At 64.0% G+C, this 15,803-nt stretch carries 11 protein-coding genes; 5 read left to right on the top strand and 6 right to left on the bottom strand.

Annotated elements, in window-relative coordinates; all coding sequences use genetic code 11:
• Nucleotides 1-60: 60 nt before the first annotated feature.
• The 5 genes from acnA to GGQ90_RS01905 all read right to left on the bottom strand — a co-directional run bounded on the left by acnA (nt 61) and on the right by GGQ90_RS01905 (nt 6,322).
• Nucleotides 61-2,730, bottom strand: coding sequence for an aconitate hydratase AcnA (gene acnA, locus GGQ90_RS01925; RefSeq protein WP_188080583.1), 2,670 nt, complete (start codon nt 2,728-2,730; stop codon nt 61-63).
• 318 nt (nt 2,731-3,048) lie between these two features.
• Nucleotides 3,049-4,803, bottom strand: a complete 1,755-nt coding sequence (locus tag GGQ90_RS01920; RefSeq protein WP_188080582.1) for a DUF885 domain-containing protein — start codon at nt 4,801-4,803, stop codon at nt 3,049-3,051.
• A gap of 54 nt (nt 4,804-4,857) precedes the next feature.
• Nucleotides 4,858-5,061, bottom strand: a complete 204-nt coding sequence (locus GGQ90_RS01915; RefSeq protein ID WP_188080581.1) for a DUF5818 domain-containing protein — start codon at nt 5,059-5,061, stop codon at nt 4,858-4,860.
• Nucleotides 5,062-5,066: 5 nt separating this feature from the next.
• The gene (locus tag GGQ90_RS01910) at nt 5,067-5,252 is read right to left on the bottom strand and encodes a DUF1328 domain-containing protein (RefSeq protein WP_004211340.1); all 186 of its coding nucleotides are present in this window, start codon (nt 5,250-5,252) and stop codon (nt 5,067-5,069) included.
• A 71-nt stretch (nt 5,253-5,323) separates the two neighbouring features.
• Entirely contained in the window at nt 5,324-6,322 is a 999-nt protein-coding gene (locus tag GGQ90_RS01905) for a 2-hydroxyacid dehydrogenase (RefSeq protein WP_188080580.1), read from the bottom strand.
• A gap of 102 nt (nt 6,323-6,424) precedes the next feature.
• On the opposite strand from GGQ90_RS01905, the gene GGQ90_RS01900 reads away from it, so the two are divergent.
• The 3 genes from GGQ90_RS01900 (at nt 6,425) to GGQ90_RS01890 (ending at nt 8,960) form a co-directional block, all read left to right on the top strand.
• On the top strand, nt 6,425-6,922 hold the full coding sequence (locus GGQ90_RS01900; RefSeq protein ID WP_188080579.1) for an SH3 domain-containing protein: 498 nt from the start codon (nt 6,425-6,427) through the stop codon (nt 6,920-6,922).
• A gap of 456 nt (nt 6,923-7,378) precedes the next feature.
• Nucleotides 7,379-8,383, top strand: a complete 1,005-nt coding sequence (locus tag GGQ90_RS01895) for a hypothetical protein (protein ID WP_223178051.1) — start codon at nt 7,379-7,381, stop codon at nt 8,381-8,383.
• Nucleotides 8,384-8,423: 40 nt separating this feature from the next.
• A complete protein-coding gene (locus tag GGQ90_RS01890) occupies nt 8,424-8,960 on the top strand; it encodes a CAP domain-containing protein (protein WP_188080577.1) in 537 nt (178 codons plus the stop codon).
• A gap of 63 nt (nt 8,961-9,023) precedes the next feature.
• Here GGQ90_RS01890 and GGQ90_RS01885 read toward each other — a convergent pair whose 3' ends face one another.
• Nucleotides 9,024-11,153, bottom strand: a complete 2,130-nt coding sequence (locus GGQ90_RS01885) for a TonB-dependent receptor domain-containing protein (RefSeq protein ID WP_188080576.1) — start codon at nt 11,151-11,153, stop codon at nt 9,024-9,026.
• 440 nt (nt 11,154-11,593) lie between these two features.
• Here GGQ90_RS01885 and GGQ90_RS01880 point away from each other — a divergent pair, with 440 nt between their 5' ends.
• Both GGQ90_RS01880 and GGQ90_RS01875 read left to right on the top strand, forming a co-directional pair.
• A complete protein-coding gene (locus GGQ90_RS01880) occupies nt 11,594-14,359 on the top strand; it encodes a bifunctional aconitate hydratase 2/2-methylisocitrate dehydratase (RefSeq protein ID WP_188080575.1) in 2,766 nt (921 codons plus the stop codon).
• Nucleotides 14,360-14,579: 220 nt separating this feature from the next.
• Complete coding sequence (locus GGQ90_RS01875; RefSeq protein WP_188080574.1) at nt 14,580-15,410, top strand: 23S rRNA (adenine(2030)-N(6))-methyltransferase RlmJ; 831 nt, start codon at nt 14,580-14,582, stop codon at nt 15,408-15,410.
• Nucleotides 15,411-15,803 lie beyond the last annotated feature (393 nt).

Genomic DNA, 15,803 nt, shown 5'->3' with positions numbered 1-15,803 from the left:
CCTGCTCTTTGTTTGCCGCGATTTCCAAGTCGTCAGATGTGCCATCTGACTTGAAATCGCTCAGGCCGCCAGCTTGCGCAGCACATATTGCAGGATGCCGCCGTTCAGGAAATATTCCAGCTCGTTGACGGTATCGATCCGGCAGAGCGCGGTGAAGCTGAAGGTCGAGCCGTCGGCGCGGGTGACCTGCACTTCGACATCCTGGCGCGGCTTGAGGTCGGCGACACCGGTAATGGTGAAGCTGTCGTCGCCCTTGAGGCCCAGCGTGTCGCGGGTCTGGCCGTCCTTGAATACCAAAGGCAGCACGCCCATGCCGACCAGGTTCGAGCGGTGGATGCGCTCGAAGCTTTCGACGATGACGGCGCGCACGCCGAGCAGGTTGGTGCCCTTGGCCGCCCAGTCGCGCGACGATCCGGTGCCATATTCCTTGCCACCGATGACGACCAGCGGCGTGCCGTCGGCCTTGTGCTTCATCGCCGCGTCATAGATCGGCATGACTTCGCCATCATAGCTGGTCATGCCGCCCTCGACGCCGTCCAGCATCAGATTCTTGATACGGATGTTGGCGAAGGTGCCGCGCATCATGACTTCGTGATGACCACGGCGCGAGCCATAGCTGTTATAGTCGGCCTGCGCGACCTGATGTTCGCTCAGCCACTTGCCGGCCGGCGACGACGCCTTGATGGATCCGGCCGGCGAGATGTGGTCGGTGGTGATCGAGTCGCCGAAGATGGCGAGCGGCATGGCACCGATGATGTCGGTGACCGGCGCCGGGGTCATGGTCAGCCCCTCGAAATAGGGCGGGTTGGCGACATAGGTCGAACCCGCGCGCCACTGATAGGTGTCCGAACCGGTCACCTCGATCGCCTGCCAATGAGCATCGCCCTTGTAGACATTGGCGTAGCGGGCCTGGAACATCTGACGATCGACAGCGCCCGCCAGGGTGGTCGCGACCTCGTCATTGGTCGGCCAGATGTCCTTGAGGTAGACCGCCTCGCCATCCTTGCTCGTGCCGATCGGGGTGGTGATGAAATCCTCGATCACCGTGCCCTTGAGCGCATAGGCGACGACCAGCGGCGGACTGGCGAGGAAGTTGGCGCGCACGTCGGGCGAGACGCGGCCTTCAAAGTTGCGATTGCCCGAGATGACGGCAGCGGCAACCAGGCCATTCTCATTGATCGCCTTGCTGATCGGTTCGGCCAGCGGCCCCGAATTGCCGATGCAGGTGGTGCAGCCATAGCCGACCAGGTTGAAGCCGATCGCATCGAGATGCGCCTGAAGGCCTGCCTTTTCCAGATAGTCGGTGACGACCTGGCTACCGGGCGCCAGCGAGGTCTTGACCCAGGGCTTGGGCTTCAGGCCCAGTTCGTTCGCCTTCTTGGCGACCAGGCCGGCGGCGATCAGCACATTGGGGTTGGAGGTGTTGGTGCAGCTGGTGATCGCGGCGATGGTGACGTCCCCGTCGCCAATGTCGAAATCCTTGCCCTCGACCGGAACGCGGGTCTGCGCCTTCTTGTAGGTGTTGACCATGTCAGCGTTGAACACGTCATCGACTTCAGGGAGCGCGACGCGGTCCTGCGGGCGCTTGGGGCCGGCGAGGCTGGGGACCACGGTCGAGAGGTCCAGCTCCAGCGTGTCGGTGAAGATCGGCTCGACCGACGGGTCGATCCAGAAGCCCTGCTGCTTGGCATAGGCCTCGACCAGCGCGATATTCTCGTCGCTGCGGCCGGTCAGGCGCATATAGTCCAGCGTCTTGTCGTCGATGCCGAAGAAGCCGCAGGTCGCGCCATATTCGGGCGCCATATTGGCCAGCGTCGCGCGGTCGGCGAGGCTGAGCGTGGCAAGGCCGGGGCCGAAATATTCGACGAAGCGGCCGACCACGCCGCGCGCGCGCAGCATCTGAGTGCAGGTCAGCACCAGGTCGGTGGCGGTCACGCCTTCCTTGAGGTTGCCGGTGAACTTGAAGCCGACGACTTCCGGGATCAGCATCGACACCGGCTGGCCCAGCATCGCGGCCTCCGCTTCGATACCGCCCACGCCCCAGCCCAGCACGCCCAGGCCGTTGACCATGGTGGTGTGGCTGTCGGTGCCGACGCAGGTGTCGGGATAGGCGATGGTCGCGCCATCGGCGCCTTCGCTCGACCAGACGCCCTGGGCGATATTTTCCAGGTTCACCTGATGGCAGATGCCGGTGCCCGGCGGCACGGCGTAGAAATTGGCGAGGCTCTTGCTGCCCCATTTCAGGAAATCGTAGCGCTCCATGTTGCGCTGATATTCGATCTCCATATTGTCCTGGAACGCCTGAGGCGTGCCGAATTCGTCGACCATGACCGAGTGATCGATGACGAGGTGGACAGGCACCTGCGGGTTGATCTTGGCCGCGTCGGCGCCCAGCGCGTTCATCGCGTCGCGCATGGCGGCGAGGTCGACGACGCAGGGCACGCCGGTGAAATCCTGCAGCAGCACGCGCGCCGGGCGATACTGGATCTCGCGCTCCGCCTTGCCCTTGTCATTCTGCCAGTCGACGATCGCCTTGATGTCGTCGGTGGTGACGGTCACACCATCCTCGAAGCGCAGCAGATTTTCCAGCAGCACCTTCATCGAGAAAGGCAGGCGCGAAACATCTCCAAGCTTCGCAGCCGCCTTGTTCAACGAATAATAGGCGATGTCCTTGCCGCCGACATTGAGCGTGTCGCGCGTGCCGAGAGTATCCTGTCCGGTGGCGGTCATAAGATATGCGTCTCCTCGCATAGGCCCGGCCATGCGGAAGGAAGCGTCGCGTTCCCACCAGAAGCCACGAAGACGCGGCAAGGTGGAGGGAGGCGCCCCAACCTATGGTCGAAGCAAGTGTGTCCCGATGAGCGGTGGCATACAGATTGCCACCGCCAAGTCAAAGGGACAAAATGGTCGAAACCGCCTTTATTTCCGCCATTTTCGCTTACTGAAAATCATTCGCAGCAGAGCGCACGAGGGCTGCACTTTTATTGTGCGCGGGGCGTGGAAATCAGTCCCGCCCCGCCCCATATCTTGCCTTTATCGGCGTTCTTGTCAGCGCGCCTTTTCCGCAGCGATCCAGCCGTCTATCTGGCTTTCCAGCACGGTGAGCGGCACCGCCCCCTGCGACAGCACGGCGTCATGGAAGCGGCGCAGGTCGAATTTGGCCCCAAGCTGCTGCTCCGCCCGCGCGCGCAGTTCGCGGATCTTGATCTCGCCCAGCTTGTAGCCCAGCGCCTGCCCCGGCCAGCTGATATAGCGATTGACCTCCGCATCGATATTGGCGTCGCTGAGTGCGCTGTTCGCCTTCATGAAGGCGACCGCCTTTGCCTTGTCCCAGCCCTTGGCATGGATGCCGGTGTCGACCACCAGCCGGCAGGCGCGCCACATCTCGTAGGACAGGCGGCCCATCATCTTTTCGGGCGTGTCGTAGAGACCCATCTCCTCACCCAGATATTCGGTGTAGAGCGCCCAGCCCTCGACATAGGCGGTGAAGCCGGCGAGATATTTGCGGAATGGCGGCAGCGGCAATTCCTGCTGCAGCGCGATCTGGTTGTGATGGCCCGGCACCGCCTCATGCGCGGTCAGCGCCGGCAATTCCCAGAAGGGCCGCTGGTCGAGCTTCGACGTGTTGACCCAATAGGTGCCGGAAATCCCCGCTTCGGGCGCGCCGGGGCCATAATAGGCCGTGGTCGTGCCCTCCGCCTCGGCCGCCGGAATCGGCTTGATGCCATAGGGCAGGCGCGGCAGCGTCGCGAAATAGCGCGGCAGCAGGCCGTCGATCGTCTTGGCCTGGCGCGCGGCGACGCGCAGCAGTTCCTCGGGCGTCTTGGCATAAAAACTGGGGTCGGTGCGCAGATGCCGGATGAAGGCCGCGCGGCTGGGATAGCCGGCCTTGGCTGCGATCGCGTCCATCCGCTTGCCGATGCGCGCGACCTCATCCAGCCCGATCTGGTGAATCTGGTCGGGCGTCAGGTCGGTGGTGGTGTGGGTGCGCACGCGGCTCGCATACCAGGCCGCCCCGCCCGGCAGGGTCGATGCGCTGTCGCTCTTGCGGCATTTGGGCAGATAATCCGCCACGAACAGGGCGTGCCATTTGCCATATTCCGGCGTGATGATATCGCGGATCACCGCCACCGCGCGGGCCTGCAGCGCCGTCCAGTCGGCATCGCTGATGTCGCGCGGCTTGGTACGGGTGAAGGGTTCGTAGAAACGCGTCCCTTCCGGCGGACCCGCAACGATGCCGCTGATCCCCTTGGCAAAGCCGCCCAGCACCGAACAGGGCAGCACATAGCCGCCCTCGATCGCCTGCCGCGTGATCGCCATACCGTCGCCATTCTGCCTGGGGTAGAGGGCGAGGCGCTTCAAATAGCTCTCATAATCGGCGCGCGTGTAGAAAGGCAGGCCGTCGGCCATGCCGGAAAAGCCCTGATGCCAGCTATAATAAGTGGTGAAGAGCATCAGCCGTTCGGCCGGATGCCTGTCGCTGGCGATGTCGTCACGCAGCATCCAGAGCAGCACCGCGCGATTGACCTTGTCGGCGGCGTCCAGTCCGGCCTCCGACACGGCGTCCAGGCGGGTGACGAAGCCCTGCTCCGCCTTGATCTGGGCATCGCGGGCGTCAAGCGACAGGTCGGAAATCTGGTCGTCATAATCGCGCACGCCGCGCGCGGTCGCCTCCACCGGATGGACCGACAGATACCATGTCCAGTGATCGTCGATCACCTGGGTCAGTTGGTCATGGGGAGTCTGGGCGTGAGCCAGAGCGGGCGCCGCAACGGCGAGCATCAGGGAAATGATCTTGCGCATGGGCGCAACTGATCGCGCGGCGCAACGATTCTGGCAAGATAGTCAGATGCCGGCTCAGGCGGCGGCTACGCCATCCGCTTCGACAATGTCGTTGCCGGCATAATAGCCGCGCACCCGGACCCGTTTTTCGACATGATCGACCGGCACGCGCAGCAGCACCAGTCGCCAAGTGCCACCCAGATCGCGCTGGAGCAGGAATCCGGCCTCATCGCGCAGCAACCGCCCGGTTTCATCCACTCCAGCGCCAATCTCGATCATGCGTGTCAGTCTATCGCATCCTTGATGCCCTTGCCAGCCAGAAGGCCCAGCACGAGGAAAATCAGGAACAGGGCGATGGCGATCCCGAACAGCAACTTGGCGATGCCGACGAAGGTGCCGGCGGCGCCGCCGAAGCCAAGGACGGCCAGCACGGCTGCGATCACGAGGGCAATGATGGCAAGACGAATCATGGTGGGCTTCCTTCCGTTTCTCTGAGGTTTCCAAACGGAGGAAAGCGCGCATTGTTCCGCCCGCGCAGCGATCAGACCCAGCCTTCGAGCACCTGATTGGGCGGCCGATGGCCATCGGCCCAGCTGCGGATATTGGCGATGACGCGCGCGCCGGTGGCGTCGCGCCCCTCGAACGTCGCCGAGCCGACATGGGGCAGCAGGGTAACGTTGGCGAGCGCCAGCAGCCGTGGATCGACCGCCGGCTCATGGGCATAGACGTCGAGCCCGGCGCCGGCGATCCGCGCTTCGGCGAGCGCCGCGATCAGCGCCGGCTCGTCGGTGATTTCCGCGCGGGAGGTGTTGATGAGATAGGCGTCGGGCCGCATCAGGCCGATCCGCCGCGCGTCGATCAGGCCGCGGCTGTCGGCGTTGAGCGGGCAATGGATCGAGACGATGTCGCTCTCGCGCAACAACGTTTCGAGATCGTCATGCCAACTCGCCTCCAGTTCCTGCTCCACCTCGAACGGCAGGCGATGACGGTTATGATAGGCGATGGAGAGGCCGAAGGCCCTGGCCCGGCGGGCGACGGCGCGGCCGATGCGGCCCATGCCGATGATGCCCAGCTTCTTGCCGCCGATGCGATGGCCGAGCATGCCCGACGGGCTCCAGCCATGCCATTGGCCCGAGCGCACCAGCTTCTCTCCCTCCGCCAGGCGGCGGGGCACGGAGAGGATCAGCGCCATGGTCATGTCGGCGGTGTCTTCGGTCAGAACGCCGGGTGTGTTGGTGACGATCACCCCCCTGGTCCGCGCGGCGGCGAGGTCAATATGGTCGACGCCGCTGCCGAAGCTGGCGATCAGTTGCAGCCGGTCGGGCGCGCCGGCGATCAGATCTGCATCGATCTGGTCGCTGATGCAGGGCACCAGCACGTCGCACTGCGCCATGGCGGCGGCGAGTTCGGCCCGATTCATGGGAATGTCGCCGGTGTTGAAGCTGGCGTCGAACAGTTCGGCCATGCGCGCCTCCACATTGGGCGGCAGGCGGCGCGTCACGATGACGCGCGGCGTTGCGGGGCGCGGTTTCCTGGCCATAGCAAGGCCGCTATTCCCGCCTGCACCGCCGGTCAAGCGGATATGCTTCTGCCTGCGATTGAAAGCTTGTCGCGACCGGCAGGACGCGCGTATGGAAAGACCATGGGTGATATGGGCAAAGGGTCGGGCATGAAGCGCCTGCTGTTGGGCGCGGGCATGATCGCGGCCCTGACCAACATGAGCGGCGCGGCGGCGGCCCCGGCCAAGCCCGTGCCCTATTGGGCGTCGCTGTCGCATGACGAGGCCCGGATGCGCGTCGGCCCCAGCCTCGATTACCCGTCCAACTGGGTCTATCAGCGCCGCGACCTGCCGGTGAAGGTGGTGCAGGTGCTGGGCCTGTGGCGCAAGGTGGAAGATCCCGATGGTGCCCAGGGCTGGATGCATGTCCGCCTGCTGAGCGATACCGCCACCGCGATCGTCACGGCTGCGCAAGCACCGATGCACGAGGGCGCGAGCGACACCAGCCGCACCCTTTTCCGCGCCGAAAAGGGCGTGGTCGGCCGGATCGGTTCCTGCTCAGGCGGCTGGTGCGCGTTCGACGTCAAGGGCCAGAAGGGCTTCGTGAAGGCGAGCGACGTCTGGGGCGCCACCAGCGGCTGAGTCCGGCGCGGCAAAAATAGGACATGCCGCGCTTAACTTCGCATATTTCCCGCACATCCTGACATTTTCATGCCGATGATGGAAATTATCCTGCGAGGCCATGTATGGGCGCGGACGATGGGAAAGCGCCGGGGCCAGTATAACGGAAAGCGGGCGCTGTAGGACAGACGCCACTGTCCCGGCGCCATCGCCCCTAAGGGCTTTCCGCCATCGGCCATCCGGAATAGCCCGATTGTTTCGGACCCGACATCGTCATAGCAATCCGTCTGTCGCAGCTTGCCGGGGTTAGTCCCGGCGCCTGCCTGGACATGGGGGACGGCGATGGCTTGGAGCAGGCGCGCATTCATCGGCGCAACGGCAGCATCGGTCGCAGGCCTGCCCCTGATGCCTGCAGGGACGCGTGCGCAGGCAAGCCGGGGGAAAACCTATGGCGTGGTCGAAATCCGACGGGGCGGAATGAGCGTCTCGGCCTACCGGTTCGACCATGACCGACTGGGCCAGCGATCGCTTTCGGGCTTCGAGCGCATGGCACCGGAACCCACCGGCAAGGCCTTCGTGGAAAGAGAACTCGCCAGTCCGCTCGGCCCCGCAGCGGATGACGCCATGGCAGCCCAGAGCGTGGAGATCGTGGCCGGCCACATCGATCGCCTGAAGTCCCTGCAGGGATTGCAGACCGGCGACATTGGCGTGCTGGTTTCGGGCGGCCTCATCGATTTCGCGCCGGGTCGGGTGGAGCAGTTCATCGCCGGCCTTCCCGCACGAACGGGCATCACGCCCGAAATCATCTCGATCAAGGATCAGGCGCGGCTGGGCTATGACTGGATCGTGCGTCCCGCCGACCGCCGCAGCGTGATGCACGTCGACATCGGCAGCGGCTATATCAAGGGCGGCTATTATGACCAGCGTGGCCAGTTTGTCGCCCTTTCGGCTCCCTTTGGGCCGAAGACGATGGCCGGCGCGGTCAAGCTTCGCTGGCCGGACGTGCGAACCGCCACCGTCGGCCAAAGGGCATTGGAATTTTACGGCGATACGGTAGCGCCGGTGCTGGCGCCACAGATTGCGACGGAACCCCCGCCCCGGCAACGCCCCTACCTCTATCTGACCGGGGGTATCGTGACGGCAACCGCCGCGATCTTTCGCCCGAAGGCCGTTCTCCGCCCTCATCAATGGGTGGAGCTGCAACCCGATGACTTTGCGAACCTGCTCGGCCTGATCGCAAGCGGAACCCCTTATGGCGGGCCATTACCCGCGCCCCTGACCGGCGATGAAGGCGACCGCGTGCGCGACGCCCTGCGCCGGGTGCGGAACAGCTTCAATCCGCATGAACTCGCCGCCGGGGCCGCCATCGGCGATGGGCTGGCCCGGCAATTGCGGTTTGACCAGCGCACCAGGCTGGCGCTGCCCCATCTGGCCGGCACCCAGATCTGGGTTTCGCAATATCTGCTCGAAAAATTCGGCTGATGCCCCCGGCCCGATCTACCATCAGAGCAAGGAGAGGTTGATGATGCTGGAGCATATCATGCGTGCCTCGGTGCAGCGGTCTGCGGCCATTTTACTGGCCCTGGCCACTGCGCTGCCGGCACAGGCCCAGAACCGGCTCGACAATTTCGACCAGCGCGTCCTGGCCGCCCATAATGCGGAACGGGGACAGATCGGGGTGCCCAATCTCAGCTGGAGCCCCGCGCTCGCCGCCGACGCCGCGCGATGGGGCGCCAATCTCCAGACGCTGAGCTATCTCGAACATGATGGTTCGCTGGTCGCCGAGGGCGAGAATCTGTGGCGGGGCAGCAAGGGCGCCTATACGCCCGAAGACATGGTGACGATGTGGATCGACGAGAAAGCGGCGTTCAAGAACGGCGTGTTCACCGACGTCAGCACATCGGGCCAGTGGGAAGATGTGGGGCATTATACGCAGATGATCTGGCGCAACACGGCGCAGGTCGGATGTGCGCTCGTCACCGTCGCCAGCGGGGAGGATGAGATACTCGTCTGCCGCTATCTGGACGGCGGCAATGTCACCGGCCAGACGACCTACTGATGCGTTGCTGAAATCGCGCCGCCCTCCCCGCACCTGTCGCGCAGGGAGGGGCAGCTTATCTTGTCAGAAGTCGACCGTGGCCGAGAGCCAGAGGCGGCGCCCTTCCTGGTTGATCGAATAGGCCGGGGTCCAGGCGGTCACATTGGCCGCAGTCTGATAGGGCACATAGACCGCATAGTCGGTGTCGAGGATATTATAGAGCGTCGCCGACAGGCGGAAGGCCGGCGCGACCTGGTAGGAACCACCCAGGTGGAAGACTTCATAGCTGCGGAAGTCACCCACGGCCGTCTGCTGGACATTGGCGCCGCGATAACGGCTCGACCGCACTTCCGCCCGCGCCCAGACGCTGGCCTTGTCGCCCAGCTTCCAGCGCAGATTGCCGTTCAGCATATGCTTGGGCATGCCGATCAGCGGCAGCCCCTCTTCCGATCCGCTGAGCTGCTCGGTCTCGGTATAGGTATAGTTGGCCGACAGCGACAGGGCGGAGGTCAGGGCGAAACGGGTTGCCAGCTCGATGCCGCGGGTGCGGGCCTTGTCGATGTTGATCGACTGGCTGAACATCTCGACATTGGGGAAATTGCCCACATCGACGCAGCCCGGCAGGTTGGGCGCGGCCGAGAACTGGCAATTGGGCACCCCCGGCCCGCTGGCGATCTTGTCGGTGAAGTCATTGTTGAACAGGGTGACATTGCCGCTGAAGAAACCGTCGCCGTCATAATAGAGGCCCGCCTCATAGCTGGTGCTGGTTTCCGGCGTCAGGCCCGGCGATCCCAGCAGCGGCACCCGGCCCTGGCTGCCAAAGCCGATGATGCCATCGGCAATCTGTTCGACCCGCGGCGTCTTGAAACCGCGGCTGACGCCGCCCTTCAAAGTCAGCGCATCATTGATGTTCCACACCGCATAGGCGCGCGGCGACCATTTGTCGCCGAAGGTCGAGTGATTGTCATAGCGCGCGCCGCCGGTGATGTTGAAGCCGTCGGTCACGGTCAGCGTCGCTTCGGCAAAGCCCGCCCATTGGGTGAATGTGAACGGTTCGGGGGCAACGCCCTCGACCATCCGCGCCTTCCAATATTGGCCGCCCACGGTGAAGGCGATCGCGCCGACCTTGCCGGCGAAGCGGGAATCGAGAATGTCGTTGCGCGCCTCCAGCGTGCGCGGACTGCCCGGCACCGCGCCCGGCGTGCCATTGGGGATCAGGCGACCGATCGTCTCGGTCTCGTTGCGGGTCAGGGTGGTGTCGAGCTGGCCGAACCCCATGCGCCAGCTATGCGCGATCACATAGTTGCTGCGGTTGAACCGCTGTTCGGGGGCATAGCCGCCCGACCCCAGCGTGCCGAGCTGGCCACCGCTATTGTCATAGCGTTGTTCGTTGCGATCATATTCGAACCACAGGTCATGATCGGCATGGGGCGTCAGCGTCAGCCGGCCGCCATAATTGTAGATGTCGGATTCCACCGGGTTCCGGCCCAGCGTCAGCGCCGGATCGCCGGGGATCTCGATGTCGGAGCCGGCGCGGTGGAAGACGCTGCCGCGCAGGGTCAGGCCGGCCAGACCCTTGATAATCGGTCCCTGGGCAAAGCCGTTGACCGACTGGATATTGCCGAAGCGGTCGTCGCCCTGGATCGTGCTTTCGGCTGTGGCGGTGCCGACCCAGCGATCGCCGACCTTGCGGGTGATGATGTTGACGACGCCGCCCATCGCGTCCGATCCGTAGAGAGTGGACATCGGGCCGCGCACCACCTCGATCCGGTCGATCGCGGAAAAGGGCGGCAGGAAGCTGGTGGAGGTTTCGCCAAAGCCGTTGGGCGTGACGCCGCCGGGCGCATTCTGGCGCCGGCCGTCGATCAGCACCAGCGTATAGTCGCTGGGCATGCCGCGGATCGAGATGTTGAGGCCGCCGGTCTTGCCCGCTTCGCCGCCGACATCGACGCCCTGCACGTCCTGCAGCGCTTCGGCCAGGCTGCCGAACCGCTTTTCCTGCAATTCCTCGCGCCCCAGCACGGTGATGCTGGCCGGCGCCTCGATGATATTCTGCTCATAGCCGGCCGCGGTGACGACGATCGCGCTGGACTGCGCATCGGTGTCGGGCGCGGGCGCCTGCGCCTGGGCGGCGAAGGGCAGCGCGAGCGCGCCGATAAGGGCCGCCCCACCCAGCAGATAAGCGCGCGTCGAGAAGATTGCAGGAAATGGCATGTCAGACCCCCGTTGAAATAATAGTGCGACTTAGTCGCATTAGAATTGCAGCGGCTGATGTGGAGGAAGAGGAAAGCGGTCAATCATCGATGGCGCCGCGGACCGACCGCGCAACAATTTCTCACAATTGCGACACCGGCCGAGCGCATGCCTCTTCTTCACGGGACATGTTGGAGCCGCTTGGGCAACATAAGATGGGTTGCGGACATCATGGCGGCACCCAATATCCGCTTTGGCCCCTGCCCGCCGCTACGGATCGGGGCCAGCCCTTGCGCAGCCACCGCCGGAGCGATCCGCACAGGCACATCCGGGTCTATCGGGCAGCTTGCAAGCCGGGCGATCTTCGCCTACGCGCGACCCGTCACCGCCCCAGGTCGGTCCATAAAGCCGTCCGATGGTGCTGCGCCCGGATTCATACACTTTATGGCATTGGATATATAATGAGCATCTACCTGGATTATCTGGCCGAAATCGACAGCAGGAAAGTCCAGGGGCTCGCGCCCAAGCCGATCGACGACGGCGCCCTCGTCGCCGAACTCATCACCCTGATCCAGGACGCGGGCAGCGAACATCGCGCCGACGCGCTCAAATTCTTCATCTACAACACCCTGCCCGGCACCACGAGCGCTGCCGGCGTGAAGGCCGACTTCCTCAAGAAGATCGTGCTGGGCGACGTCACCGTCGCGGAAATCACCCCGGCCTTCGCGCTGGAACTGCTCAGCCACATGAAGGGCGGCCCCTCGATCGCCGTGCTGCTCGACATCGCGCTCGGCGATGACGCCGCGCTGGCCGTTCAGGCGGGCGACGTCCTGAAGACCCAGGTCTTCCTCTACGACGCCGACATGTTCCGCCTGCGCGACGCGTTCGCGGCCGGCAATGCCGTCGCCAAGGACGTGCTGGAAAGCTATGCCAAGGCCGAATTCTTCACCAAGCTTCCCGAGGTCGAGGACGAGATCAAGGTCGTGACCTTCATCGCGGGCGAAGGCGATATCTCGACCGACCTGCTCTCGCCGGGCAACCAGGCCCACTCGCGCTCGGACCGCGAACTGCACGGCCTGTGCATGATCTCTCCGCAAGCGCAGCAGGAAATCGTCGCATTGAAGGCCCAGCATCCCGACGCGCGCGTCATGCTGATCGCTGAAAAGGGCACGATGGGCGTCGGCTCCTCGCGCATGTCGGGCGTCAACAATGTGGCGCTGTGGGCCGGCAAGCAGCAGAGCCCCTATGTCCCCTTCGTCAACTATGCGCCCGTAGTCGCCGGCACCAACGGCATCTCGCCGATCTTCGCGACCACCGTGGACGTGACCGGCGGCATCGGCCTGAACTTGAAGAACTGGGTCAAGATGACCGGCCCGGACGGCAAGGCCATCCTCAACAATGACGGCAATCCGGTGCTGGAGGAGACCTTCTCGGTCGCGACCGGCACGGTGCTGAAGATCGACGTCAAGAACAAGAAGCTGACCGACGAGGCCGGCAAGGAACTGGTCGACGTCGCCGCCGCCTTCACCCCGCAGAAGATGGAATTCATGAAGGCGGGCAGCAGCTACGCCATCGTCTTCGGCAAGAAGCTCCAGACCTTCGCCGCCGAAACGCTGGGCGTCGAAGCGCCCAAGGTGTTCGCGCCGAACAAGGAAATCACGGTCGAGGACCAGGGCCTGACCGCCGTGGAGAAGATCTTCAACCGCAACGCCGTGGGCGTGACGCCGGGCAAGATACTGCATGCCGGCTCCGACGTGCGCGTGAAGGTCAACATCGTGGGATCGCAGGACACCACCGGCCTGATGACCGCGCAGGAACTGGAGGCGATGGCCGCCACCGTCATCTCGCCGCTGGTCGATGGCGCCTATCAGTCGGGTTGCCACACCGCATCGGTGTGGGACAAGAAGGCCCAGGCCAACATCCCCAAGCTCATGAGCTTCATGAACAATTTCGGCCTGATCACCGCGCGCGACCCCAAGGGCGTCTATCACGCGATGACCGACGTCATCCACAAGGTGCTGAACGACATCACCGTGGACGACTGGGCGATCATCATCGGCGGCGACAGCCACACCCGCATGTCGAAGGGCGTGGCGTTCGGCGCGGACTCGGGCACGGTTGCGCTGGCGCTGGCCACCGGTGAAGCGACCATGCCGGTCCCGCAGTCGGTCAAGGTCACCTTCAAGGGCCAGATGGCGCCCTATATGGACTTCCGCGACGTCGTCCACGCCACCCAGGCGCAGATGCTCCACCAGTTCGCTGGCGAGAACGTCTTCCAGGGCCGCATCATCGAAGTCCATATCGGCACGCTGCTGGCCGACCAGGCCTTCACCTTCACCGACTGGACCGCCGAGATGAAGGCGAAGGCGTCGATCTGCATTTCCGAAGACGAAACGCTGATCGAGTCGCTGGAAATCGCCAAGTCGCGCATCCAGATCATGATCGACAAGGGCATGGAAAATGCCGCCGGCACGCTGCGTGGCCTGATCGCCCTGGCCGACAAGCGCATCGCCGAGATCCGCTCGGGCGAGAAGCCCGCTTTGTCGCCCGACGCCAACGCCAAATATTATGCCGAAGTCGTCGTCGACCTCGACCTGATCGACGAACCGATGATCGCCGACCCGGACGTCAACAATGCCGACGTGTCGAAGCGCTACACCCATGACACCATCCGTCCGGTTTCCTACTATGGCGGCACCAAGAAGGTGGACCTGGGCTTCATCGGATCGTGCATGGTCCACAAGGGCGACATGAAGATCCTGGCCCAGATGCTGAAGAACATCGAAGCCGCCGAAGGCAAGGTCGAGTTCAAGGCGCCGCTGGTCGTCGCCCCGCCGACCTACAACATCGTCGACGAGCTGAAGGCCGAAGGCGACTGGGATGTGCTCAAGAAGTACGCCGGCTTCGAATTCGACGACAGCCACCCCAAGAACGCCGCCCGCACCGAATATGAGAACACCCTCTATCTGGAGCGTCCGGGCTGCAACCTGTGCATGGGCAACCAGGAAAAGGCGGCCAAGGGCGACACCGTCCTCGCCACCTCGACCCGCCTGTTCCAGGGCCGCGTGGTGGAAGACACGGCGAACAAGAAGGGCGAATCCCTCCTCGCCTCGACCCCGCTGGTGGTGCTTTCGACCATCCTGGGCCGCACGCCCAATATGGACGAATATAAGAAGGCCGTGGTCGGCATCGACCTCACCAAGTTCGCCCCGCCCAAGGCGGCCTGATCAAAACTGCCGCCCGATCGCATGGTCGGGCGGCGGCATCAGGACAGGACAGCGATTATCAGAAACGGCGCGGGAACGACCCCGCGCCGCTTTTTTATGGGCGTGTGGTCAAGGTGAGGGGATAGCGGTCGGCCATCGGCCAATACCGGCGCTACTATCGCTTCGCTTTGCAGAAGCTCCAACAGCTCGTAAAGGCAGATCGTCAGGATCTTGAGTCACAATGAATTATCGCCATTCCTTCCATGCCGGCAATAGCGCCGACGTCGTCAAGCACAGCCTCCTGATCGCCTTGGTGCGGGCCTTGCAGCACAAGCCGGGCGCGCTCACTCTGATCGACACTCATGCCGGCTGCGGCCTGTACGACCTTGGCGGCGACCAAGCTCAACGCACCGGTGAGGCGACGCAGGGCGTGCTGCGGGCTTTTGCCGACCCGAACCCCTTGCTGGACGACTACCGCGCCGCCGTGCAGGCGGTGAATGTGGGTGGAGAACCGCAGCTTTACCCCGGCTCGCCGCAGTTTTTGGCACAGCTTTTGCGCCCGCAGGATTGCCTGATCCTCAACGAAAAGCACCCGGAAGACGCTTATACCCTGCGCGGCGCGATGCGCGGCACCAACGCGGCCATACATGAACGCGACGCCTATGAACTTTGGCTGGCTATGGTGCCGCCCCGCACCGCGCGCGGCGTGGTGGTGGTCGACCCGCCCTACGAGCAGACGAACGAACGCGCCCGCATCACTGCCACCCTCGCCGCAGCTCACCGCAAATGGGCGCATGGCGTGACGGTGATCTGGTATCCGCTAAAAGACCGCGCCACGCATTGGCATTGGAAGAAGCAGCTATGCAAGCTCGGCATCCCGAAATTGCTGCTGGTGGAGCATTGGCTATACGATAGCGAGCAACCCGGCATCTATAACGGCGCAGGCCTCTTTATCGTCAACCCGCCCTACGCTTTCACGCAGGCACTTCCGCCACTATTGGAAGCGTTGCGCGCGGCGCTGGCGCCCGAAGGGCATAAGGGCGAAATTATATCCGATTGGCTGGTCGATTAAGATACCCCCCATCCCCCCTTCTTCCAGGAGGGACTTGCCGCGTTTCAGGTTGCCAAAAAATTGGGTCACGCTGATTTTTGAAACACGGTTTCACGCGGGGTAGCCTTGCTCCAGACGATTGTGCTGATTCGCCCGCTGGCGACGACCTCGATCATATGATCCACTCAGGGAATTTCCGGCACCCAAGCGCCTGATGAAAGGGGCGCGTGACCGGCATGTTCCGGTCGCTTCGCTGTCGCCTGACGCGCGCATGGGGGATGCCTGGGCGTGACCGGTCCCGCCGTTCGACAGGCGCGTTATACCAACCTGCGCATTGTCTGACTCACGGAGGATTCCCAAGGCGGTGAAAATCTGAATCAATGGGGCCGCGACTTTGGAGTGTGGCACCATGGG

The sequence above is a fragment of the Sphingobium scionense genome (assembly GCF_014197035.1).
Taxonomy (GTDB): Bacteria; Pseudomonadota; Alphaproteobacteria; order Sphingomonadales; family Sphingomonadaceae; genus Sphingobium; species Sphingobium scionense.
The sequence above is the reverse complement of the archived record's forward strand: the minus strand, read 5'-3'. Positions and strand labels throughout refer to the sequence as shown.